This window comes from Microbispora sp. GKU 823, from assembly GCF_002027145.1.
Lineage (GTDB): Bacteria > Actinomycetota > Actinomycetes > Streptosporangiales > Streptosporangiaceae > Microbispora > Microbispora siamensis.
In genome coordinates, this window is record NZ_MWJN01000001.1 from 302,079 (window position 1) to 321,219 (window position 19,141).

Annotated in this window: 12 protein-coding genes and 3 pseudogenes; 6 read left to right on the plus strand and 9 right to left on the minus strand. The window is 71.8% G+C overall.

Translation table 11 applies throughout. The features are described from left to right. Nucleotide 1 precedes the first annotated feature (1 nt). Together B1L11_RS01415 and B1L11_RS01420 are read left to right on the plus strand one after the other, a co-directional pair. Nucleotides 2-934 (plus strand): carbohydrate ABC transporter permease, encoded by a 933-nt coding sequence (locus B1L11_RS01415; protein WP_218670827.1) that lies wholly within the window; start codon nucleotides 2-4, stop codon nucleotides 932-934. Continuing rightward, nucleotides 931-1,851 carry a carbohydrate ABC transporter permease gene (locus tag B1L11_RS01420; RefSeq protein WP_204048764.1) on the plus strand — a complete coding sequence of 307 codons (921 nt, stop codon included), beginning with the start codon at nucleotides 931-933 and terminating at the stop codon, nucleotides 1,849-1,851. The genes B1L11_RS01415 and B1L11_RS01420 overlap by 4 nt, the downstream gene beginning before the upstream one ends. Here B1L11_RS01420 and B1L11_RS01425 read toward each other — a convergent pair. Beyond that, a complete protein-coding gene (locus B1L11_RS01425) occupies nucleotides 1,848-2,489 on the minus strand; it encodes a GntR family transcriptional regulator (protein WP_079312379.1) in 642 nt (213 codons plus the stop codon). The genes B1L11_RS01420 and B1L11_RS01425 overlap by 4 nt on opposite strands. Before the next feature lie 34 nt (nucleotides 2,490-2,523). On the opposite strand from B1L11_RS01425, the pseudogene aceE reads away from it, so the two are divergent. Both aceE and B1L11_RS01435 read left to right on the plus strand, forming a co-directional pair. Beyond that, nucleotides 2,524-4,984 (plus strand): annotated as a pseudogene (aceE, locus tag B1L11_RS53665) (pyruvate dehydrogenase (acetyl-transferring), homodimeric type); the annotation flags it as partial. A 100-nt stretch (nucleotides 4,985-5,084) separates the two neighbouring features. Further along, complete coding sequence (locus tag B1L11_RS01435; RefSeq protein WP_079312381.1) at nucleotides 5,085-5,834, plus strand: YaaA family protein; 750 nt, start codon at nucleotides 5,085-5,087, stop codon at nucleotides 5,832-5,834. A gap of 1 nt (nucleotide 5,835) precedes the next feature. Here the strand turns inward: B1L11_RS01435 and B1L11_RS01440 are convergent, their stop codons facing one another. The 4 genes from B1L11_RS01440 to B1L11_RS01455 form a co-directional block, all read right to left on the minus strand. Next, nucleotides 5,836-6,801, minus strand: coding sequence for a hypothetical protein (locus B1L11_RS01440; protein WP_079312383.1), 966 nt, complete (start codon nucleotides 6,799-6,801; stop codon nucleotides 5,836-5,838). 129 nt (nucleotides 6,802-6,930) lie between these two features. Continuing rightward, complete coding sequence (locus B1L11_RS01445; RefSeq protein ID WP_256862128.1) at nucleotides 6,931-8,622, minus strand: RNA polymerase sigma factor; 1,692 nt, start codon at nucleotides 8,620-8,622, stop codon at nucleotides 6,931-6,933. A 218-nt stretch (nucleotides 8,623-8,840) separates the two neighbouring features. Further along, nucleotides 8,841-10,922: a SpoIIE family protein phosphatase gene (locus B1L11_RS01450; RefSeq protein WP_079312387.1), complete on the minus strand. Its 2,082-nt coding sequence runs from the start codon at nucleotides 10,920-10,922 to the stop codon at nucleotides 8,841-8,843. A gap of 177 nt (nucleotides 10,923-11,099) precedes the next feature. Then, complete coding sequence (locus tag B1L11_RS01455; RefSeq protein WP_079312389.1) at nucleotides 11,100-11,666, minus strand: HhH-GPD-type base excision DNA repair protein; 567 nt, start codon at nucleotides 11,664-11,666, stop codon at nucleotides 11,100-11,102. A 101-nt stretch (nucleotides 11,667-11,767) separates the two neighbouring features. On the opposite strand from B1L11_RS01455, the gene B1L11_RS01460 reads away from it, so the two are divergent. Both B1L11_RS01460 and B1L11_RS01465 read left to right on the plus strand, forming a co-directional pair. Further along, entirely contained in the window at nucleotides 11,768-12,022 is a 255-nt protein-coding gene (locus B1L11_RS01460; RefSeq protein ID WP_179154927.1) for a hypothetical protein, read from the plus strand. A 225-nt stretch (nucleotides 12,023-12,247) separates the two neighbouring features. After that, complete coding sequence (locus tag B1L11_RS01465; RefSeq protein ID WP_079312441.1) at nucleotides 12,248-13,750, plus strand: hypothetical protein; 1,503 nt, start codon at nucleotides 12,248-12,250, stop codon at nucleotides 13,748-13,750. A gap of 166 nt (nucleotides 13,751-13,916) precedes the next feature. Here B1L11_RS01465 and B1L11_RS01470 read toward each other — a convergent pair whose 3' ends face one another. From B1L11_RS01470 to B1L11_RS01480, 4 genes and pseudogenes are all read right to left on the minus strand, one after another. Then, on the minus strand, nucleotides 13,917-15,620 hold the full coding sequence (locus B1L11_RS01470; protein ID WP_079312391.1) for an ABC transporter family substrate-binding protein: 1,704 nt from the start codon (nucleotides 15,618-15,620) through the stop codon (nucleotides 13,917-13,919). Between the two features lie 100 nt (nucleotides 15,621-15,720). Further along, complete coding sequence (locus B1L11_RS53670; RefSeq protein WP_306291577.1) at nucleotides 15,721-16,314, minus strand: AAA family ATPase; 594 nt, start codon at nucleotides 16,312-16,314, stop codon at nucleotides 15,721-15,723. Nucleotides 16,315-16,667: 353 nt separating this feature from the next. Next, nucleotides 16,668-18,068: pseudogene (locus B1L11_RS53675) on the minus strand (AAA family ATPase); the annotation flags it as partial. A 124-nt stretch (nucleotides 18,069-18,192) separates the two neighbouring features. Then, nucleotides 18,193-19,141 (minus strand): annotated as a pseudogene (locus B1L11_RS01480) (hypothetical protein); the annotation flags it as partial.

The window sequence follows — 19,141 nt, forward strand, 5'->3', positions numbered from 1 at the left end:
CGTGGCCCGCCCGCTTTCCGGACTGGCCCGCCACGAGGCCCGCTGGGCCTACGTGTTCCTGCTGCCGTGGCTGATCGGCCTGGTGGTCTTCCAGGCCGGACCCATGGTCGCGAGTTTCGTGCTCTCGCTGACCGACTACGACCTGATCTCCAGGCCGAAGTTCGCCGGCCTCGGCAACTACGCCGCGATGCTGGAGGACCCGAAGGTCGCCAGGGCGATCGGCAACACGGCCTTCTACACGGTCCTGCACGTGCCGCTGGCGCTGGTGATCTCAGTGCTGCTCGCGCTCATGCTCAACCGCGTCACCGGCCGGGCCGCCGGGTTCTTCCGCACGGTGTTCTACCTGCCGTCGATGACGCCGTACGTCGCGGTGGGCGTGCTGTTCCTGTTCCTGCTGAACGGCCAGGCGGGGCTGGTCAACCAGTTCCTCGGGCTGTTCGGCGTGGACGGGCCGCAGTGGACGACCGACCCGGCGTGGGTCAAGCCCGGCATCGTGCTCATGTCGCTGTGGAACCTGGGCTCGACGACGATCATCCTGTTCGCCGCCCTGCGCAACGTGCCGCGCGACCTGTACGAGGCCGCGATGATCGACGGCGCGGGCCCCTGGCAGCGGTTCCGCTCGGTCACGCTGCCGATGATCAGCTCCGCGCTGTTCTTCGTGGTGATCATCAACACGATCGCGGCGCTGCAGATGTTCGACCAGGTCTACACGATGTTCTTCGGCAACCAGACCGCCCAGCACTCCTACGGCGACTCGGCCCTGTTCTACGTCGTCTATCTGTTCCAGCAGGGCTTCCAGTTCCTGCACATGGGCTACGCGTCGGCGCTCGCCTGGCTGCTTTTCGCGATCATCGGGATCATCACGATCGTGCAGGTCAAGGTCGGCAACCGGTTCGTCTACTACGAGGCCGAGCCTCCGGGAGGGACGCGATGACCGCCACGGCCGGCCGTACGCTGCCGGAGCGCGCCGGCGTGGCCGCGCGGATGCGGGAGGCGGCGCGCGACGACCGCCCGGGCACGGCGGGCACCCGCAGAGCGTTCTTCCTCGTCATGCTCTCCGCCGCCGCGGCGGTGTTCCTCTACCCGTTCGTGTGGCTGGTCGTGGCCTCGCTCAAGCCGCGCGACCGGACGTTCGCCGACCCGTTCCTCCCCTGGCCGCACCCGTTCGCCCCGGAGAACTACGCGAACGTGTGGGACGCCGCGCCGATGCTGGCCTGGTTGTTCAACACGGTCGTCGTGGGGGTCATGGCGGCCCTCACGGTGACCGTGTCGAGCGCGTTCGTCGCCTTCGGGTTCGCCTACTTCCGCTTTCCTGGGCGCGGCGTGCTGTTCGGCAGCGTGCTCGCCACGATGATGCTGCCGGCGGCCGTCACGCTCGTGCCGACGTACCTGATCTGGAACTCGGTCGGCCTCACCGGCACGCAGGTGCCGCTGTGGGCGGGCAACCTCTTCGGGTCGGCGTTCTACATCTTCCTGCTGCGCCAGTTCTTCCTCGGCATCCCGCGCTACGTCTTCGAGGCCGCCAGGGTGGACGGCGCGTCCTACCTCGACCTGTTCTGGCGGATCGCGCTGCCCCTCGGCCGCCCGGCCCTGATCATCGCGTTCGTCTTCGAGCTCAAGGCGAGCTGGTTCGACCTGATGAAGCCGCTGATCTACCTGCAGGATCCCGCGCTGTTCACGCTGCCGCGCGGGCTCAAGGCCGTGGTCGACCAGTTCTACCAGGGCGGCGACCCCAAGTGGGAGATCGTCCTGGCCGCGAGCGTGATCACCACGCTGCCGCTGGTCGTCGTCTTCTTCGCCGGTCAGCGCTACTTCGTGCAGGGCATCGCCACGACCGGCCAGAAGGGCTAGCTCGTTCCCCCGGGCTCGGCCGTGTCCGGCTCTATCGGGGCGTAGCCGAGCACGTGCTCGCGGAGCATCACGCCCACCTCGGGGTCGTTCCGCTCGAACGCCTCCACGAGAGGTTCGTGGTCGGCGGCGTTCTCGTGCGGGCGCATCCGGAACAGGCGGATCGACAGGTGGGTCCACACCTCGATGCCGAGCGACTCCCACACCGACAGCAGCACCTCGTTGCCCGAGGCCTTCACGATCTCCCGGTGGAAGGCGACGCCGTGCCGCACCTGATCGTGCAGGGAACCGGCGGCCGCCGCCTCGTGCAGGCGGCCGAGGTGCGTACGCAGCGCCTCCACGCGGGGCCTGCCCAGCCGGACGGCCGTCTCCTCCAGGCCCGCCCGCACCTGGTACACCTCCCGGAGATCCTCCCGGGTGAGCCTGCGGACCCGCGCGCCCTTGTTGGGCGCGGACTCGATGAGCCTGAGCGCCTCAAGCTCGCGCAGCGCCTCACGCACCGGGGCCTGGCTGACGCTCAGCTCGGCCGCCATGCGCCGCTCGACGAGGCGGTCGCCGGGCTTCCATCGCCCGTTGATCAGGCCGTCGAGCACGGCCTGCCGGATCTGGTCGCGAAGCGGCGACCGCACGACGGGTTCCACGACACCGATGATAGGGCGGCACCACAGACATCCGATGATCGATCATAGGGTGTTTAATGAATGCATGGACGAAGACCTGGACCCGCAGGAGACCGCCGAGTGGCTCGAATCCCTCGAGGCGGTCCGCCGTGCAGCCGGCCCCGAACGGGCCGACTACCTGCTGAGGCGGCTGGCCACGACCACCCGCTACATCAACACCGTCCCGACCTCCGAGGAGCCCCGTTACCCGGGTGACCTGGAGCTGGAGGAACGCATCGCGGCGTACGACCGGTGGAACGCCGCAGCGATGATCACCAGGGGGAGCCGGCTGGGGCTCGGCGGCCACCTGGCGACCTACGCCTCGGCCGCCTGGCTGTACGAGGTGGGCTTCAACCACTTCTTCCACGCCGGCCGCGACCAGGTCTACTTCCAGGGCCACGCCTCCCCGGGCATCTACGCCCGGGCCTTCCTGGAGGGCAGGCTGAGCGAAGCCCGGCTCGACCTGTTCAGGCGCGAGCCCGAGGGCGGGCTGCCGTCGTACCCGCACCCGCGGTCCATGCCGGACTTCTGGCAGTTCCCCACTGTTTCCATGGGCCTCGGCCCGCTCAACGCGATCTACCAGGCCAGGTTCAACCGCTATCTGCACAACCGCGGCATCAAGGACACCTCGCGCAGCCACGTGTGGGCCTTCCTCGGGGACGGCGAGATGGACGAGCCGGAGTCCACGGCCGCCCTCACCCTGGCCGCCCGCGAGGGGCTCGACAACCTCACCTTCGTGATCAACTGCAACCTGCAGCGGCTCGACGGGCCGGTGCGGGGCAACACCCGTATCGTGCAGGAGCTCGAGGGCGTCTTCAGGGGCGCGGGCTGGCACGTCGTCAAGGCGCTGTGGGGCCGCGACTGGGACGGGCTGCTCCACTCGGACGAGCTGGTGGCCCGGCTGGGCGAGGTGCCGGACGGGCAGTTCCAGACGTTCGCCGCCTCGACGGGCGCCTATATCAGGGAGCGGCTGTTCCGGGGACTGGACGTGCCGTACTCGGACGAGGACCTGCGGCGGATCGTCGGCGGGTCGCGGGCGGGCCACGAGCCGCGGAAGGTGTACGCGGCCTACCGCAGGGCCCTGGACAACCGGGGCGCGCCCACGGTGATCCTCGTGCAGACCGTGAAGGGCTGGACCCTCGGCGCGGGGATCGAGGCGCGCAACGCCAACCACCAGATGAAGAAGCTCACCCAGGACGAGTTCCGCGCGCTGCGCGACCGGCTCGGCCTGCCGGTGCCGGACGAGGCGCTCGACGGCGACCTGCCGCCCTACCTGCATCCCGGGCCGGACTCCCCCGAGGCGCGGTACGCCGCCGAGCGGCGCCGCGAGCTGGGCGGGCCCGTCCCCCCGCCGCACGGTCTCCCACCGCCCGCTGCCGGCCCCGGGCGAGGCGCCGTTCCGGGCGCTGGAGAAGGGCTCCAAGCAGCCGGTGGCCACGACGATGGCCTTCGTCCGCCTGGTCAAGGACCTGATGAGGGAGCCGGAGACGGGACGCCGCTGGGTGCCGATCGTGCCCGATGAGGCCAGGACGTTCGGCATGGAGTCGCTGTTCCCCACCGCCAAGATCTACTCGCCGCTCGGCCAGCGCTACGAGTCCGTCGACCGGGACCTGCTGCTGTCGTACAAGGAGGCGGCCGACGGGCAGATCCTGCTGGAGGGCATCACCGAGGCCGGGTCGATGGCGTCGTTCACGGCCGCGGCCTCCAGCTACGCCACCCACGGCGAAGTCATGATCCCCTTCTACATCTTCTACTCGATGTTCGGCTGGCAGCGCACCGGCGACCAGATGTGGGCGCTGGCCGACCAGCTCGGCCGCGGGTTCCTCGTCGGCGCCACCGCCGGGCGGACCACGATGACCGGGGAGGGCCTGCAGCACGCGGACGGTCACTCACAGCTCCTCGCCTCCGCCAACCCGGCGTGCCTGGCCTACGACCCCGCCTTCGCCTACGAGGTGGGGACGATCGTGCGTGAGGGGCTCCGGCGCATGTACGGCCCCGACGGCGAGGACGTGTTCTACTACCTGACCGTCTACAACGAGCCGCTGCCCCAGCCCTCGATGCCCGAGGGAGTCGAGGAGGGCATCCTCCGGGGGATCTACCGGTACGCCGCCGGAGGCGGCCAGGCCCACCTGCTGGCCAGCGGCACCGCGATCCACTGGGCGCTGGACGCGCAGCGGCTGCTCCGGGAGGAGTACGGCGTGGGCGTGGACGTGTGGTCGGTCACCTCCTGGAGCGAGCTGCGCCGCGACGCCATGACCACCACGGGCGTGCCGTACATCCGGCAGGCCCTGGCCGGGACCGCGGGGCCGCTGATCGCGGTCAGCGACTGGATGCGCGCCGTGCCGGACCAGATCAGCCCGTGGATCGACCGGCCGTGGACCTCGCTCGGCACCGACGGGTTCGGGCTGTCGGGCACCCGCGAGGCGGTCCGCAGGCATTTCGGCGTGGATCCGCGCTCCATCGCGGAGGCCGTGCTCAAAGCGGTGGAGACCGGCCGGGACTGAGCGTCGCGCCGCCTTGGGGGGAGCGCCCCGATCGGGGAAACTCTCCGGTCGGGGCACAGTAGGCTGCGAAACCGTGCTCATCCTGCTTCCGCCGTCGGAGGGGAAGGCCGAGCGGGGCACCTCCGCCGTCCGCCGGCTCGGCTTCCCCGAACTCGCCTCCCCGCGCGAGAAGGTCCTCGACGCCCTCGTCTCGCTCTGCCACACGCCCGAGGCGCGCGACGTGCTCGGCCTGTCGGACGGGCAGGCCGGCGAGATCGAGCGCAACCTGGCCCTCCCCACGGCGCGCACGCTGCCCGTCGCCGCCCTCTACACGGGCGTGCTGTACGACAACCTGGGCCTGGCCACCCTCTCCCCCGAGGCCCGGCGGCGGGCCGACCGGAGGATCGTCGTGTTCTCGGCGCTGTGGGGCCTGCTGCGCCCGTCCGACCGCGTGCCGCCCTACCGGCTGTCCATGGGCGTACGGCTGCCGCCGATGGGCGGCCTGGCCGCGTTCTGGCGGCCGTCGATCAGCGCGGTGCTCGACGCGACGAAGGGACTCGTGGTGGACATGCGGTCCGCGACGTACGCCGCCGCCTGGCAGCCCGGCGAACGCGGCGTGGCCGTACGGGTGCTGCGGGAGGCCGGCAGGGAAGCGGACGTCGTCAGCCACATGGCCAAGGCCACCCGGGGCGTGGTGGCCCGCTCGCTCGTCGAGACCCCCGACCGGCCCCGCACGGCCGGGGATCTGGCCGATTTGCTGACCGGCCTGGGGCATCGGGTGGAACTGGCCGCGCCGGCCGGGCGGGGAAGGCCGCGGACCCTCGACGTGATCGTGAGCGAGTGAGTCAGAGGTTGAGCCGGGCGCAGGCCCGGCGGTACTGCTGCGCCGGATCGCCGAGGTGCGACCAGGGCAGCCGGCTGAAACGGCCGCCCGTCCTGGCGAGGTGCCCGCGCGCCGGTCGCCGGAGGTCGGACAGGTAGAAGGCGGCGCCGAAGACGTTGTGCGCCTCGACCGAGCGCGGGTGCGCCCCGCCGAGGCGCCGCTCCGCCCAGTGACCGGCGGCCGAGACGATCTCGCGCTGCGCCTCGAAGGAGAACCAGCCGCCCCGGGACATGGGGGTGCGCCCGGCGGCGACGATCTCGAAGTGGGCCAGCGGCACGAGCGCCGGGAGCGGGCTGCCCTCCGGGGCGTGCGCCGCGGCCGAGCGGGCGAAGCCGAGCATCTCCTGGGCGGTGCCGCCCCAGCCGGGCGACAGGGTGATCAGGCGGGCCAGCGCCCCCGAATACAGAGTCGGCCACCGGCGGGAGCATTCGTACCAGACGGCGTCCTTGTCGGTGCGCGGCCGGTCCAGGCCGATGGCCAGCCACATCAGGCACTCCCACGGCACGGGGTCGCCCTGCGCGAGCCCGGCCGCCGTCAGCAGCGGCTGCCTGGCCCGTTCCATCGCCGACCGGTAGGCGTGCAGCCGGTCCGCCTGCACCGCCCTGGCCCGTACGTCGGGCCGCAGCTCCCAGGCCTCCTCCAGGCGGGCCCGGCCGAGCCACAGCCAGAGGTCGGGATTGCCCTGGTCGTGGGCGAGCAGCGCCTCGATCGACCGGCTCGCCCCGATGACGGCCCGCGACAGCGCCTCCACCCGCAGCGACCGCGTCTCCGGGTCGCCCCTGCTGTCCGCGAGGACGGCCGCCGCCGGTCTGAGGTCCCCCCGAGAGGCGGCCTCGACCGCCTCGTCGAGCATGGTGTCCGCCCACGGGCGGTCCGGGATCACTCGTGGCCCCCGAGCACGCGCCCGATCCACTTCGATCACTCCCATGAGGCGCGAGCCTAGGAGCGTCGACGTGCCCGCGGCGCTACCACGAGGTTACGTCGGTGTTAAGTCGTCCTCCAACGTCGTCGTCCCCCCGGCCGTGGTGCGTGGCCGGGGGGACGATCGACTCGTGCGTCAGTCCAGGTAGTCGCGCAGCACCTGGGAACGGGAGGGGTGGCGCAGCTTCGACATGGTCTTGGACTCGATCTGGCGGATCCGCTCGCGGGTCACGCCGTAGACCTTCCCGATCTCGTCCAGAGTCTTCGGCTGCCCGTCGGTGAGGCCGAACCGCATCGACACCACGCCCGCCTCCCGCTCCGACAGCGTGTCGAGAACGGAGTGCAGCTGCTCCTGCAGCAGCGTGAAGCTGACGGCGTCGGCCGGGACGATGGCCTCGGAGTCCTCGATGAGGTCGCCGAACTCGCTGTCGCCCTCCTCGCCCAGCGGAGTGTGCAGGGAGATCGGCTCGCGGCCGTACTTCTGCACCTCGATGACCTTCTCGGGGGTCATGTCGAGCTCGCGGGCCAGCTCCTCCGGCGTGGGCTCGCGGCCGAGGTCCTGCAGCATCTGCCGCTGGACGCGGGCCAGCTTGTTGATCACCTCGACCATGTGGACCGGGATGCGGATGGTCCGCGCCTGGTCGGCCATGGCCCGGGTGATCGCCTGCCGGATCCACCAGGTGGCGTACGTGGAGAACTTGTAGCCCTTGGTGTAGTCGAACTTCTCGACCGCGCGGATCAGGCCCAGGTTGCCCTCCTGGATCAGGTCCAGGAACAGCATGCCGCGGCCGGTGTACCGCTTGGCCAGCGAGACCACGAGGCGGAGGTTGGCCTCCAGCAGGTGGTTCTTGGCACGGTGGCCGTCCTCGGCGATCCACTCCAGCTCGGCGCGGACGTCGACGGGCAGGCTGTCGGCCTCCTGGGCGAGCTGCTCCTCGGCGAACAGGCCGGCCTCGATCCGCTTGGCGAGCTCGACCTCCTGCTCGGCGTTGAGGAGCGGCACCTTGCCGATCTGCTTGAGGTAGTCCTTCACCGGGTCGGCGGTGGCGCCGGCCGCCGCGACCTGGGCGACGGGCGCGTCGTCATCGTCGTCGGTGAGGATCAGCACCTCATCCTCGGACTGGGCGAGCGCCTCGGCCTTGGGCTCGTCGCCGTCGGCCTCCCCTTCGGCGTCGGTGTCGGAGTCCTCGGTCTCCACCTCGGCGTCGATCTCGACGTCCTCGACCTCGATGTCGAAGTCCTCGATGTCGACGTCACCTTCGAGGTCGATGTCCTCGTCGTCCTCGGCGAGGTCGGCGGACTTCGGCTTGGTGTCGGCCTTGGGCGCCTTGGCCTCGGGACCCGTGGTGGGGGCCTCCGGCTTGACGGGCGCGGCCTTCTTCGGCGGAGCGGGCTTGGCCGGAGCCTTGGCCGCGGCCGGCTTGGCGGCGGGCGGCGCGGGCTTGGCCGGGGCGGGCTTCTTCGGCGCCGGCTTGGCGGCCGGCGCGGAGTCGGTCACCACGGCGGTCACGGTCTCCGGCTGCGACTCCTTGGCCGCTGCGGATTTGGTGGTCTTCTTGACGGGCGCGGTGGTGCGGCGCTTGGCTTGACCTCGAGAACGCTTGGGAGCCGCGGAGTCGGCGGCCGTCACCACGACGGTCACACCCTCCTTGCTGAGGCTGCGCAGGAATCCAGCGGCTTGCGACATCGGGATGTCCGCTTCCTCGAAGGCCTTGCGGACATCCTCGGACTCGAGGAAACCCTGCGAGCGCCCACGCTCGAGGAGCTGCTGAATCACTGGCTCGTTCAGCTCCGACGGCTTCGAGCGAGTCGAACTTGCAGGCGACACGAACACCTCTCGAACGAACGCATGGCGAGAATGGACCCAGGTGCTTCTTCTTTTCCGGTGGTGAGGTCGCGCAGACCGCGACATGCCATTGTGGCACGCCACGGTACGTGATACGGCCGCGTCCCGCCGGTTGCTCCTCCACCCTAGGCCGACCGAGACACTAGTGCGTACGGAAGGAGGTCACTGATACCCGAAAGCAACCGTTATGACTGTTTCATTCAGTCACTCTTCGTGGCCGGTGGAACGTGGACCGCGAGTACCGTTACGTCATCGTCCTGTTCATACCCGGACAGCATGTGGTCCACCAGGAAATCGAGCAGCATATTCGGGCTGCTCAGGACCTCCGGGGGCGCTTCGGCCACGACGGACGAAAGCTCCCTGAGTCCGGCGTCCAGCCCGCGCTTGCGGTTCTCCACCAGACCGTCCGAGTACAGAACGGCGGTGTGACCCGGCGGCACGCAGAACCGGAACTGCTTGCGGCTCGTGGCCCAGCCGAGCGGGGTGCCCGGCTCGGTCTCGTGCAGCAGCCCGACGCCCTGCGGCGAGACCAGCAGCGGCGGCGGGTGACCGGCCAGGGCCAGCGTGCCCTCCCCGGTCCCGGGTTCGACGACCATGTACGCCAGGGTGGTGACCTGCTCCTCCTCCTCGGTCGCCTCGAAGACGCGGTCGAGCCCCGTCAGCACCGCGGCCGGGGGCGGGTTGGTCAGCGCGAGGGCCCGCATCGCGTTGCGGATCCGGCCCATGCCGGCGGCGGCCTTGACGCCCTTGCCCATGACGTCGCCCACCACGGCCGCCACCCGGCCGTCCTGCAGGACGAACGCGTCGTACCAGTCGCCGCCCACCTGCACGTGACGCGAACCGCTGCGGAAGCGGTGGGCCAGCATCAGGCCCCGCACCACCGGCAGGCGGTCGGGCAGCAGGCTGCGCTGCAGCGTCTCGGCCGTCTTGTGCTCGCGCTCGAACAGCGTGGCCCGCTCGACCGCGAGGGCGCACTGTCCGGCGAGGGCCTCCAGGAAGACGCCGTCCTCCTGGGAGATCTTCTGGGTCCGCGTGAACGAGAACCGCAACGCGCCGAGCGCCCGCCCGGCCGCCAGCAGCGGCAGGCCCACCCAGGCCCGCTCGTCCGTCTGCGCGAGGAAGCCGGAGATCTGCGCCTCGTCGGCGCCGGCGTCCACGAGCTGGGCGCGCAGGCTGTCGGGCGACTCGGCGAAGACCGGGCGGCGGCTGTTGACCGCCATCGTCATCACGTTGGGGTTCGCGAGGTCGATCTCCTCGCCCCGGGTGTCCGGGGTGCCGCCGCTGCTGATCAGCTTCAGCGTGGCCCGGTCCAGGTCGAGCAGGGCCACGGACGAGTGGTCGGCGGCGAGGGCCGTACGGCCGACGTCGATGATGACCTGCACCACCTGCTCGACCGTGAGCGCCTCGGCGAGCTGGGCGGTCGCGCCCTGGAGGCGGGCGGTGCGCAGCGCGGCGGCGCCGAGCTGGTCGGTGAGGCGCCCGCGCATCTCCTCGGCCTCACGCTGCGGCGTGACGTCCGTGTTCGCCCCGACCCACTCCACCACACGGCCGTGCCTGATGATCGGCACGGCCCGGACCTCGAAGTGCCGGTAGCCGCTGGCCCGGGTGCGCACCCGGTAGCTCCACTCGAACATCGTCCGGCCGCGCAGCGCCTCGCGCCACGCCTCCTCGGTGCCGGGACGGTCGTCGGGGTGCACCGCGTCCAGCCAGCCGTGCGCGAGGTACTCCTCCAGGCCCTGGCCGGTGATGGCCCGCCACTGGGGCGCGTCCTCGGCCACCGCGCCGCTGGGCGAGGTGATCCACACGAGCTGCTGCTGCGACTCCACGAGCGAGCGGTAGCGCTCCTCGCTGCGCTCCAGCACCTCCTCGTTCAGCTGCCGCTCGGTCACGTCGACCCCGAAGAGCGCCGTCCCGACGACGCCGTCGTCGCCGTGCATCGGGAAGAACGACACCGTCCAGTGACGGGTGTCGCCGTTCTCGGCGCGGGTCCTGATCCGCTGGTCGGTGACCGGCAGCGCCTCGTCGGCGATCCGGCGCAGCGCCGCCTCGATCAGGGCGGTCAGGTCGGCCGGCAGCAGCTCGGCCGGTTGGCGGTCAAGATGCAACTCGACAGGGTGGCCGGTCAGCTCGGTAAAGGTGGAGTTGACCCGGACGAAACGCCCATCCGGGTCGAAAAACGCGAAGGCAAACGGCGCCTCCGACATCAGGCCTCTGAAGAGGTCGGAGTCTGATATGTCCAAACCGGGCTCCCGGGGCCGGGGCACGGAGGTTTCGGCGCTCATGGTCGGCACCTCCGTCGCGTGCCAGCGTCTCCCACGAGGCACATCTCCATAACTGTGATTGGTAGCGCAGATCTGCCCTACATCATGGGCGATCGGCATGCGCGGACGGAAGCCCCGCCCGCCATGCGGTCAACGCATCCTGTCAAAAGACCGGCGTCTCGCGCAGGAAGATCCGGCCTACTTCTTGGCCGCCCGCTTCGCTTCCTGCTTGGTCGCGCGGACCAGCTGCAGGCTCTCGGCGTCCACGACGTCGGCCACCGACCGGTGCACCCCCTCCTCGCCGTACGGCCCGGCCGCCTCGCGCCAGCCGTCCGGGCGCACGCCGCACTGCTTGCCCAGCAGGGCCAGGAAGATCTGGGCCTTCTGCCGGCCGAATCCGGGGAGGGCCAGCAGCCGGCGCAGGAGCTCGGCGCCGTCGCGGACATCCTCCCATACCTTCTCGGCCGAGCCATCGTAGTGCTCGACGAGATAGGTCGCGAGCGCCTGGACGCGGGCCGCCATCGCCTTCGGATAGCGGTGGACGGCGGGCGTCGCCGCGAGCAGGGCCGCGAACTGGTCAGGATCATAGGAGGCGATCTCACGCGCGTCCAGGTCGCGGCCGAGCCGGTCGGCGATCGCGCGGGGGCCCGCGAAGGCCCGCTCGAGCGGCACCTGCTGGTCGAGCAGCATGCCGATGAGCAGTGCGAGGGGGCTGCGGCCGAGCAGCTCGTCGGCCTCGGGATCCTGGGCGAGCCGGATACGCATGGGTTCAGCTTCCCACGCGGCGGCCCGCGAAGGGTTGACACCGCCGGGGAAAGAGGTGGAATAAGGGGCGGCAGGTCCCCATTCAGCGAGGAATGCAGTCCATGCCCGTACTCGCAGCACTGATCAGTGGCGGCCCATCACCGGAGCCGGGTCTTCGTGAACCGGCGGAACTCGTGACCCACCGGCTGGCCGCGGAATTCCTGACCGTCCCCCTTTCCGCAGTCGCCCGCTGCGTCGCCGACGCCTGGGCCTGCGGCGAGCACCTGGGGCTCGACGTCACTCCGGAGATCGTCGAGCGGGTCGCCCGGGAACGCCTCCTGGCTCTGGTCAACTCGGCGCCGCCTTCCCGGAGGTGAGGCGCCCCGCGGCGCTCGCGCGGCCGTCGCCCCGGCCCGCCGCCGTACGGCGGGAGAGGTTGGGGCGGCAGATAACGGGGAAGTCACCGGGCCGTGTTCCTGATGCCCTTCGCGGCGGGAATGCGAGAAGGTGGTCACCGTGAGCGAGCGGAGCGAGATCTCGTGAGTCGTCGGCGCCGACGTGACCCCCGGGAGACCCGGCCGCCGGACGACGTGTTCGCGGAGATGCTGCTGGCGGCCAGGGAACTGCTCGCCGTGCGCAGCCCGCTCGACGCCGAGCTCATGGTCTCCGACATGCTCGGCGCGTGGTGGGGCAGGCGGCTGCGCGGCGGCGACGTCGAGCAGATCCTCGGCGAGGGCCTGGTGGACTACGCGGCCAAGGCCGGCACGCCGGCCGCGCTCACCCTGCTCATCTCCGTCGCCTACCTCGGCACCGCCCGCCAGGCGGCCAAGGCGGAGGGCGCGGCGCTCGCGCTGATGGAGTCCGACGTCGCCCGGCCCCGCTGGGCGGACCGCGTCGGCGCCGTCAAGCCGACCGGCTGCTACGTCTCCAGGGACGTGTACGGCGACCAGGACACGGTCGTGTGCACGTTCGCCTACAACGGCGAGGACAGGCACGCGCTGGTCGTGGTGGTCGACTACAACATGGGCGGCATGGCCCGCGACGCCTGGGTGTCGTCACAGGTCGACAAGCTGCTGGAGCAGGCCAGGCTGGAGGCGGCGGGCAACGCGCTGCTGCGGTTCGAGGAGCTGGAGCCGCAGCAGGCGCGGGCGCTGCTGGAGTTCGCGATGAAGGCGACCCGGGCCGCCGCGCACGGCCGCACGGGCCCGAAGCTGGTGAGCGACAGCTACAGCGCCTACCACGCGTTCGCGCGGGCGCGCGTGAAGGCGCTGCCGCCCGGGCGGATGCGGCCCGCCCCCGCGCACACCGAGGCCCCCTACAGCCGCGACCGCCGGGCGATGCTGGCGGCCGAGTTCCTCGCCTCGGACGCGGCGGAGAACCTGTCGGACCCCTCGGCCGCCTCCCGGTGCGCCGACCACATCATCGACTACGGCTGCGACCAGGACTTCGGCCGGCCGATGCGGGTGAGCCCGACCAAGTGCGAGACGTTCCTGCTCGACTGGCTGCCGCGCAAGGTCCTGCTCACCCCGGCGGAGCAGGACGCCATGCCGCACGTGCTGTCGGCGTGGGTGCGTTTCGCCGGCCCTCGGATCGATCTGCCCGACGAGGGCGTACGGGCGACGCTCGACGCGGTCTGGGAGGCGACGGCCCGCTTCACCGAGGCCTACCGGGACCCGGCCACCTTCGGGCTCGACCGCTCTCTCGTGGAACGGCTGCTGCCCGACGGCGACCTGTCCGCGCTGGCCCGGCGCGCGTTCGCGTTCCCCCTGCTGCAGGGCATGCGCGGCTCGACCAACCTCGACCTGCTGAACCCGGCGGACGAGGCCGACCGGCGCATCCTGCTGGAGATCGACCACGCCGACGAGCTGGGCCGCCCGGACCTGGAGGAGCACCTCGCCTGGCACGAGGAGATCGCGGGCCGGCTGTGGGTCGGCGACCCGCCGCAGCTGTGGGAGGCCGCCCAGCGCCTGATCGACCTGGGGCACGACCGGCACGACGTGCTGCACGTCCTCATCGAGATCGCCGAACGGATCGGCGACCATCCGGACGAGCTGGCCGCCGCCCTGGACGACATCGCCGACATCCCGGACGAACCTCCGGCCTGACGCCGGGGCGCCTCTGATCATCCGCCGCACCGTGCGCGGCGGCGGACCGCGGCGTGGCGATCGGCGCGCATGTCTCCTGAGCCGTTCACGTGACCCTCAGGGACGAGGGCGGGCACGCGCCGCCGGTCCCCGGCCGGCTCGCCGGACGCGGCCCGCCTGCGGCCGTTCAGGAGGCGTAGCCGATGTCCTCATACCTGAGGTCGAAGAACCCGTTGGCGCCGATGTTGGCCAGCGCGGACCGCACGGCCACGCCCTGCGGGCACTGGTAGAGCGGCAGCACGTTGACCTTCTTCCAGACCAGCCGGTCGGCCTCGTTCAGCAGGCCGGGCACCTTGTCGAGGTCGAGGGTGCTGCCGGCGCGGTACATGGCCTCGTCGATCTGCTTGCTTCCGCTGCGCCCGAGGTTGGAGTACCACTCGACGTCGTCACCCCGGCCGCCGCTCTCGCCGTCCGCGTAGATGTCGAAGGCGCTCGACACCGGGAACGGCGTGCTCGGGTAGGCGAAGGCGGCGATGTCGAAGTCGCCAGGGATGAGGTGCTTGCCGAAGAAGTCGTCGAAGGGCACCTTGCGCACGTCGACCCGGATGCCGACGCGCTGGAGCATCTGCCGGGCGACGTCGGCCTCGACGCCGCTCATGACGATGCCGTCGGGGACGACGAAGCGCAGCGTGAGCGGTTTGCCGTTCTTCACGCGGGTCTTGCCCGACAGCTTCCAGCCCGCCTGGTCGAGCAGCCGCCCGGCCCGCTTAGGGTCGTACGCGCCGATCGACCCGGCGTTGGCGTGGTAGCCGTACTGGCTGTTCATGAGGAAGTGGTTGTCCAGCGTCACGGTCGGCCAGCCGAGGCCCTTGAGGTCCACCTGCATGAGACCGCGGCGGTCGAGCGCCGCCGCGACGGCCTCGCGCACCCTCGCGTCGGCCAGGACCGGGCTCTCCCCGTTGAAGGTGAGCTGCCGGTACTGCGTGCCCGCGGCCTGCCGGACCACGGCGTCCCACGCCTCCCTGACCCGCGCGTAGTCGTCGGAGGACGGGCCCACCTCGAAGACGTCCACGTCCCCCTTGGTGAACGCGTGCACCATCTGGTCGGGACGCACGGCCCGGAACAGGATGCTGTCCAGCTTGGCCCGGTTGCCCCACCAGGCGGGGTTGCGGGTGAGCGTGACCGTCCTGCCCTTGACGTCGAGGCGCTCCACGCGGAACGGCCCCGCGGTCACCGGGATGCGGTTGATCCAGTCGGCGCCGAACGCCGCCGCGGTCGCGTTGGTGGTGCTGGGATACAGCGGCGTGAACAGGGACTGCCACTCGTTGAACGGCTGGGCGAGGGTGACCACCACCTCGCGGTCGCTCGCCCCCCTGGCCACGCTCTGGATGTTCTCGTACGCGATGGTCGAGTCGACCCGGTAGTCCCGGTCGCGGCCGCTCATGGCCTTCCACTGCGCGGCGAAGTCCGTCCAGGTGATCGGCCTGCCGTCCGACCACTTCGCCTTGGGGTTGATGGAGTAGGTGATGACCTGCCGGGGGGAGGTCGCGGTGATCCTGGCGTTGGTGACGTAGTCGGTGTCGAGGGTCAGCCGCCCACGCTCGTCCGACCGGAACGTGCGGGGCATCAGTGCGTCCGTCACCGCCTTGACGGCGGTGCTGTCGCCGTCGACGTGGTTGCGGTTCCACTGGGTCGGGAAGTCGGTGAGCCCCCACCGGAGCGTGCCGCCGTCCTTGACCTTGTCCCGGGCCAGCGGATTGATGTCGTACGCCTTGACCGGGGAGGGGGCGAGCCCGCTGTCCGGTTCACCCGGCCCCCGCTGCACGCCGCAGGCACCGGCGGCCCACAGAGCGGCCAGTGCGGCCAGGGCAACCGGCCATCGTGCTCTCACGTGCTTCTCCGATCCTCCAGCTACCTTGCGCAGTCGATTAGTAGCAGGAAGTGACGGCATGCGGCCATCGGGACACGCGTCCGGGGGTTTCCCTACGACATCAGGACAACTCGTCTACCGCGCTGCGGACGTCCTCGCTGGTGATCGTCGTCAGCTCGGCGGCGTTCGCCGATCCCTGCTCGGCGAGACGGACGTCCCGCCGCAGCGCGGCCCGCTCGTACAGGGAGCGCGCGAAGCGGCCGTTGCCCAGCCCGTCGATGAGCCTCTCCCGGCAGACCCAGTCGAAGACGTCGGCGAGGTCGCGCGCGGCCGAGGCGTCGAACCTGTCCCCGCTCCCTGCGGCCAGCAGCTCCGCGATCTCGGTCAGCTCCGACGGCCGGTAGGAGGGGAACGACACGCGCTGGTTGAACCGGGAGGCCAGGCCGGGGTTGGTCGCCAGGAACGCATCCATCTCGCGCTCGTAGCCGGCCAGGATGATGACCACGCGGTCGCGGTCGTCCTCGGCGCGCTTCAGCAGGGTCTGCACCGCCTCGGCCCCGAAGGCGTCGCCCCCGGAGTAGCCGGTGTTGACCAGGCTGTAGGCCTCGTCGATGAACAGCACGCCGCCGAGCGCCCGGTCGACCAGCTCGTTGGTCTTGATCGCGGTGGCGCCGAGGTGCTGCCCGACCAGGTCGGCCCGCGACGCCTCGACCACGTCGGGCCGGCCAGCAGGCCCAGCGCGGAGAAGATCCGGCCGAGGATCCGCGCGACGGTCGTCTTTCCGGTGCCCGGAGGGCCGACGAACACGAAATGCCGCATCTGCGACTGGACCGGCAGGCCCTGCTCCTGGCGCATCCTGGCCACCTTGAGCTGGGCGGCGATCGCGTGGACCTGCCGCTTGACCGGTTCGAGGCCGGCCATCCTGTCGAGGTCCGCGAGCGCCTCGTCCAGGGTCGGGGTGACCTGGTAGCCGCGGTATCGCGCGGTGATCTCGTTGAACGCCTTGGTCACGTCGTCCGCGGTGGTGGTGACGAGGTCCTCACCGCGCGGCGCCCCGCCCGCGCTCACCACGCGCACGTCACGGGCCTGTGCGGCGGCCTCGGCGAGGCTGCGGGCGAAGCGGGCGTTGCCGAGGTCGTCGACGAGCCCCCGGCGCTCCACGTCCTCGAACAGCCGGCGCAGCACGGGACGGGCCTCGGGGGCGAGCCGGTCCCCCCGGCGCTGCTGCAGCGCCTCGGTGATCTCCAGCAGTTCCGCCGGGCTGTAGCTGGGGAAGCGCACCCGGGTGGCGAAGCGGCTCGACAGCCCCGGGTTGGACGCCAGGAAGTCGTTCATCTCCCGCTCGTAGCCGGCCAGGATGACGATGAGCCGGTCGCGGTCGTCCTCGGCCCGCTTGAGCAGCGTCTGCACGGCCTCCGCGCCGAACCGGTCGGGCTGGCCGTCGCCCGAGTTGATGAGGCCGTACGCCTCGTCCACGAACAGGACGCCGCCGAGCGCGCGGTCGATCAGCTCGTTGGTCTTGATCGCCGTGGCGCCCAGGTACTCCCCCACGAGGTCGGCCCGCTGCGCCTCGACCACGAACGGCGTCTCCAGCAGCCCGAACGCGTAGAAGATCTTGGCGAGCGACCTGGCGACGCTGGTCTTGCCGGTGCCGGGAGGGCCGACGAACACGAAGTGGCGCATCGGCCGCTCGTTGGCGTAGCCCGCCTCCCTGCGCAGCCGGGCCGCCTCGATGGACGCGGCGATGGCGCGCACCTGCTCCTTGACCGGTTCGAGCCCGATCATGGACTCCAGTTCCGTGAGCGCCTGCTCGACCGTGATGGGCGGCGGAGCGCCGGTCTCGGCCGCGGCGGCCTGGTGACCTCCCGCCCTGGCGCGCACCTGCACCTGGGTCTCCGCGCCCGCCGCCTCCCGCTCCGCCTCCGCGCGCACCCTGCGGGCCAGCACCAGGCGGTAGAGGAGCACCGCGGCGGCCACGCCGTACGCGCCCCACAGGGCGGCGGACGGCGACAGCGGCGACAGCGACAGCGCGACGACCCCGGCGGGCGCGAGGGACATCAGCGTCGTCAGCCACGGCGGCACCCACCGGATCAGGTGGGCCGCGCCGCCGGCCAGCGCGCCCAGCAGCATCAGCAGGCCGGGCACGATCGACTGCCCGCCGAACACGCCCATGAACAGCGGCAGCAGCAGGCCCCACCCGGCGAGCACGAGCACGGTCGCGGCGGCGCGCGGATAGCTGAGCGCCAGCGCGAGGAAGCACAGCGCCAGGAACGTGTAGATGAACGTGGGCGCGAGCGACCAGTTGAGCGCCGCGGCCACTCCCATGGTGGCGACGAGCAGCACCACGAACAGCGCGCGTCGCGCGAACGGCGGAAGTTGGAAATAGCGGAAACGCACCTGTTCGAACAGATCACGTGCCGCAGTCCGGCTTAAGAGGCTCGCCGCCCGTGCCCTGTCGGAGTCCCGCATCGACGCCTCCCCGCTTCGACCCCGGTTATACCGCACGTGCGAACGGAATGGGTGGACCCATGCGGCGCGGTGGACGACGCACGTCGCCGGAACGGGCCGGCCGCCCGAGTCGCGCGCTTCGCGGCTACCGGGTGGTGCGGGCCTGGTGGCGTCCGGGGTACTCGCGCATCAGGACCTGCCGCGGCGTGACCCGCAGCACGTCGTCGTCCGGCACGGCGACGCCCCGTACCTCTGCCCAGAATCGCGGGTCGCCCACGAAGAGGACCACGCGCGGGTCGCGCCGCACCGCGTCCCACGCCTCGTCGCCGGCGATGAGGCGGAACTCGCCCGCCGGGGTCACCGAGGTCACCGCGCTCACCGCGAGCGCGCGCGGGCCGTCCGCCCCGGTGCAGGCGAGGACCACGTTGCGGGAGTAGGCCGCGGCGTGCCGCACCTCCTCGCTGAGCCCTGTCGAGGGGGTCAGGTCACCGGGAATACGTGTGCCGCACGACTCGGACGGCACGAGCGAGGCGCGCCACGGGCCCGGCCCGCCGCGCAACCAGGCCCGTGCGGCGCGAACCGCGAAGGCCGCCGCCCCGAGCGCCAGCGCGCCCCAGGCACAGCGCCACAGGGCCACGACGGCGGGGTCCGGCCCCCCGAGGGCCTCCGCCGCACCCGCGGCGGCGGCGCAGAGGGCGGCGACGGCCGGGGCGGTGAGCGCCACGGCGAGCCACCGGTCGTGCGGCGGCCTGGGTACGCCCGCCGTCCGCAGCCGCAGCAGCCCCACAGGGACCGCCAGGCACGCGACGGCGGCGAGGGGCGCGCCAGCCGCGTTGGGGACCGGCATGAGCGCCGCGGTCGCCTGCCACGCGCGGGCCGCGACGATCCAGAACGTGACGGCGATGTCGCGCGTCGCCGCCCGGTCGGCCGCCGTGGTCCGGCCCCGATCGGCGGCGCCCGGCCCGGGTGACACGGGCAGCGCGGCGGCGAACCGCCTCAGCGCGGCGACCGGGCGTCCCCGCCACGTCTCGGCCAGGAGCCTGACGGCGAGCGCCGCGACGGGGTTCAGGAGCACGGAGCCCGGCTCGCCCCGC

What these genes read in the sequence shown, in the direction of transcription:
- B1L11_RS01420 (WP_204048764.1), top strand. Translation starts at nt 931, where the DNA reads ATGACCGCCACGGCCGGCCGTACGCTGCCGGAGCGCGCCGGCGTGGCC.
- B1L11_RS01440 (WP_079312383.1), bottom strand. Translation starts at nt 6,801, where the DNA reads ATGGGAGTGATCGAAGTGGATCGGGCGCGTGCTCGGGGGCCACGAGTG.
- B1L11_RS01450 (WP_079312387.1), bottom strand. Translation starts at nt 10,922, where the DNA reads ATGAGCGCCGAAACCTCCGTGCCCCGGCCCCGGGAGCCCGGTTTGGAC.
- B1L11_RS01455 (WP_079312389.1), bottom strand. Translation starts at nt 11,666, where the DNA reads ATGCGTATCCGGCTCGCCCAGGATCCCGAGGCCGACGAGCTGCTCGGC.
- B1L11_RS01460 (WP_179154927.1), top strand. Translation starts at nt 11,768, where the DNA reads ATGCCCGTACTCGCAGCACTGATCAGTGGCGGCCCATCACCGGAGCCG.
- B1L11_RS01465 (WP_079312441.1), top strand. Translation starts at nt 12,248, where the DNA reads ATGCTGCTGGCGGCCAGGGAACTGCTCGCCGTGCGCAGCCCGCTCGAC.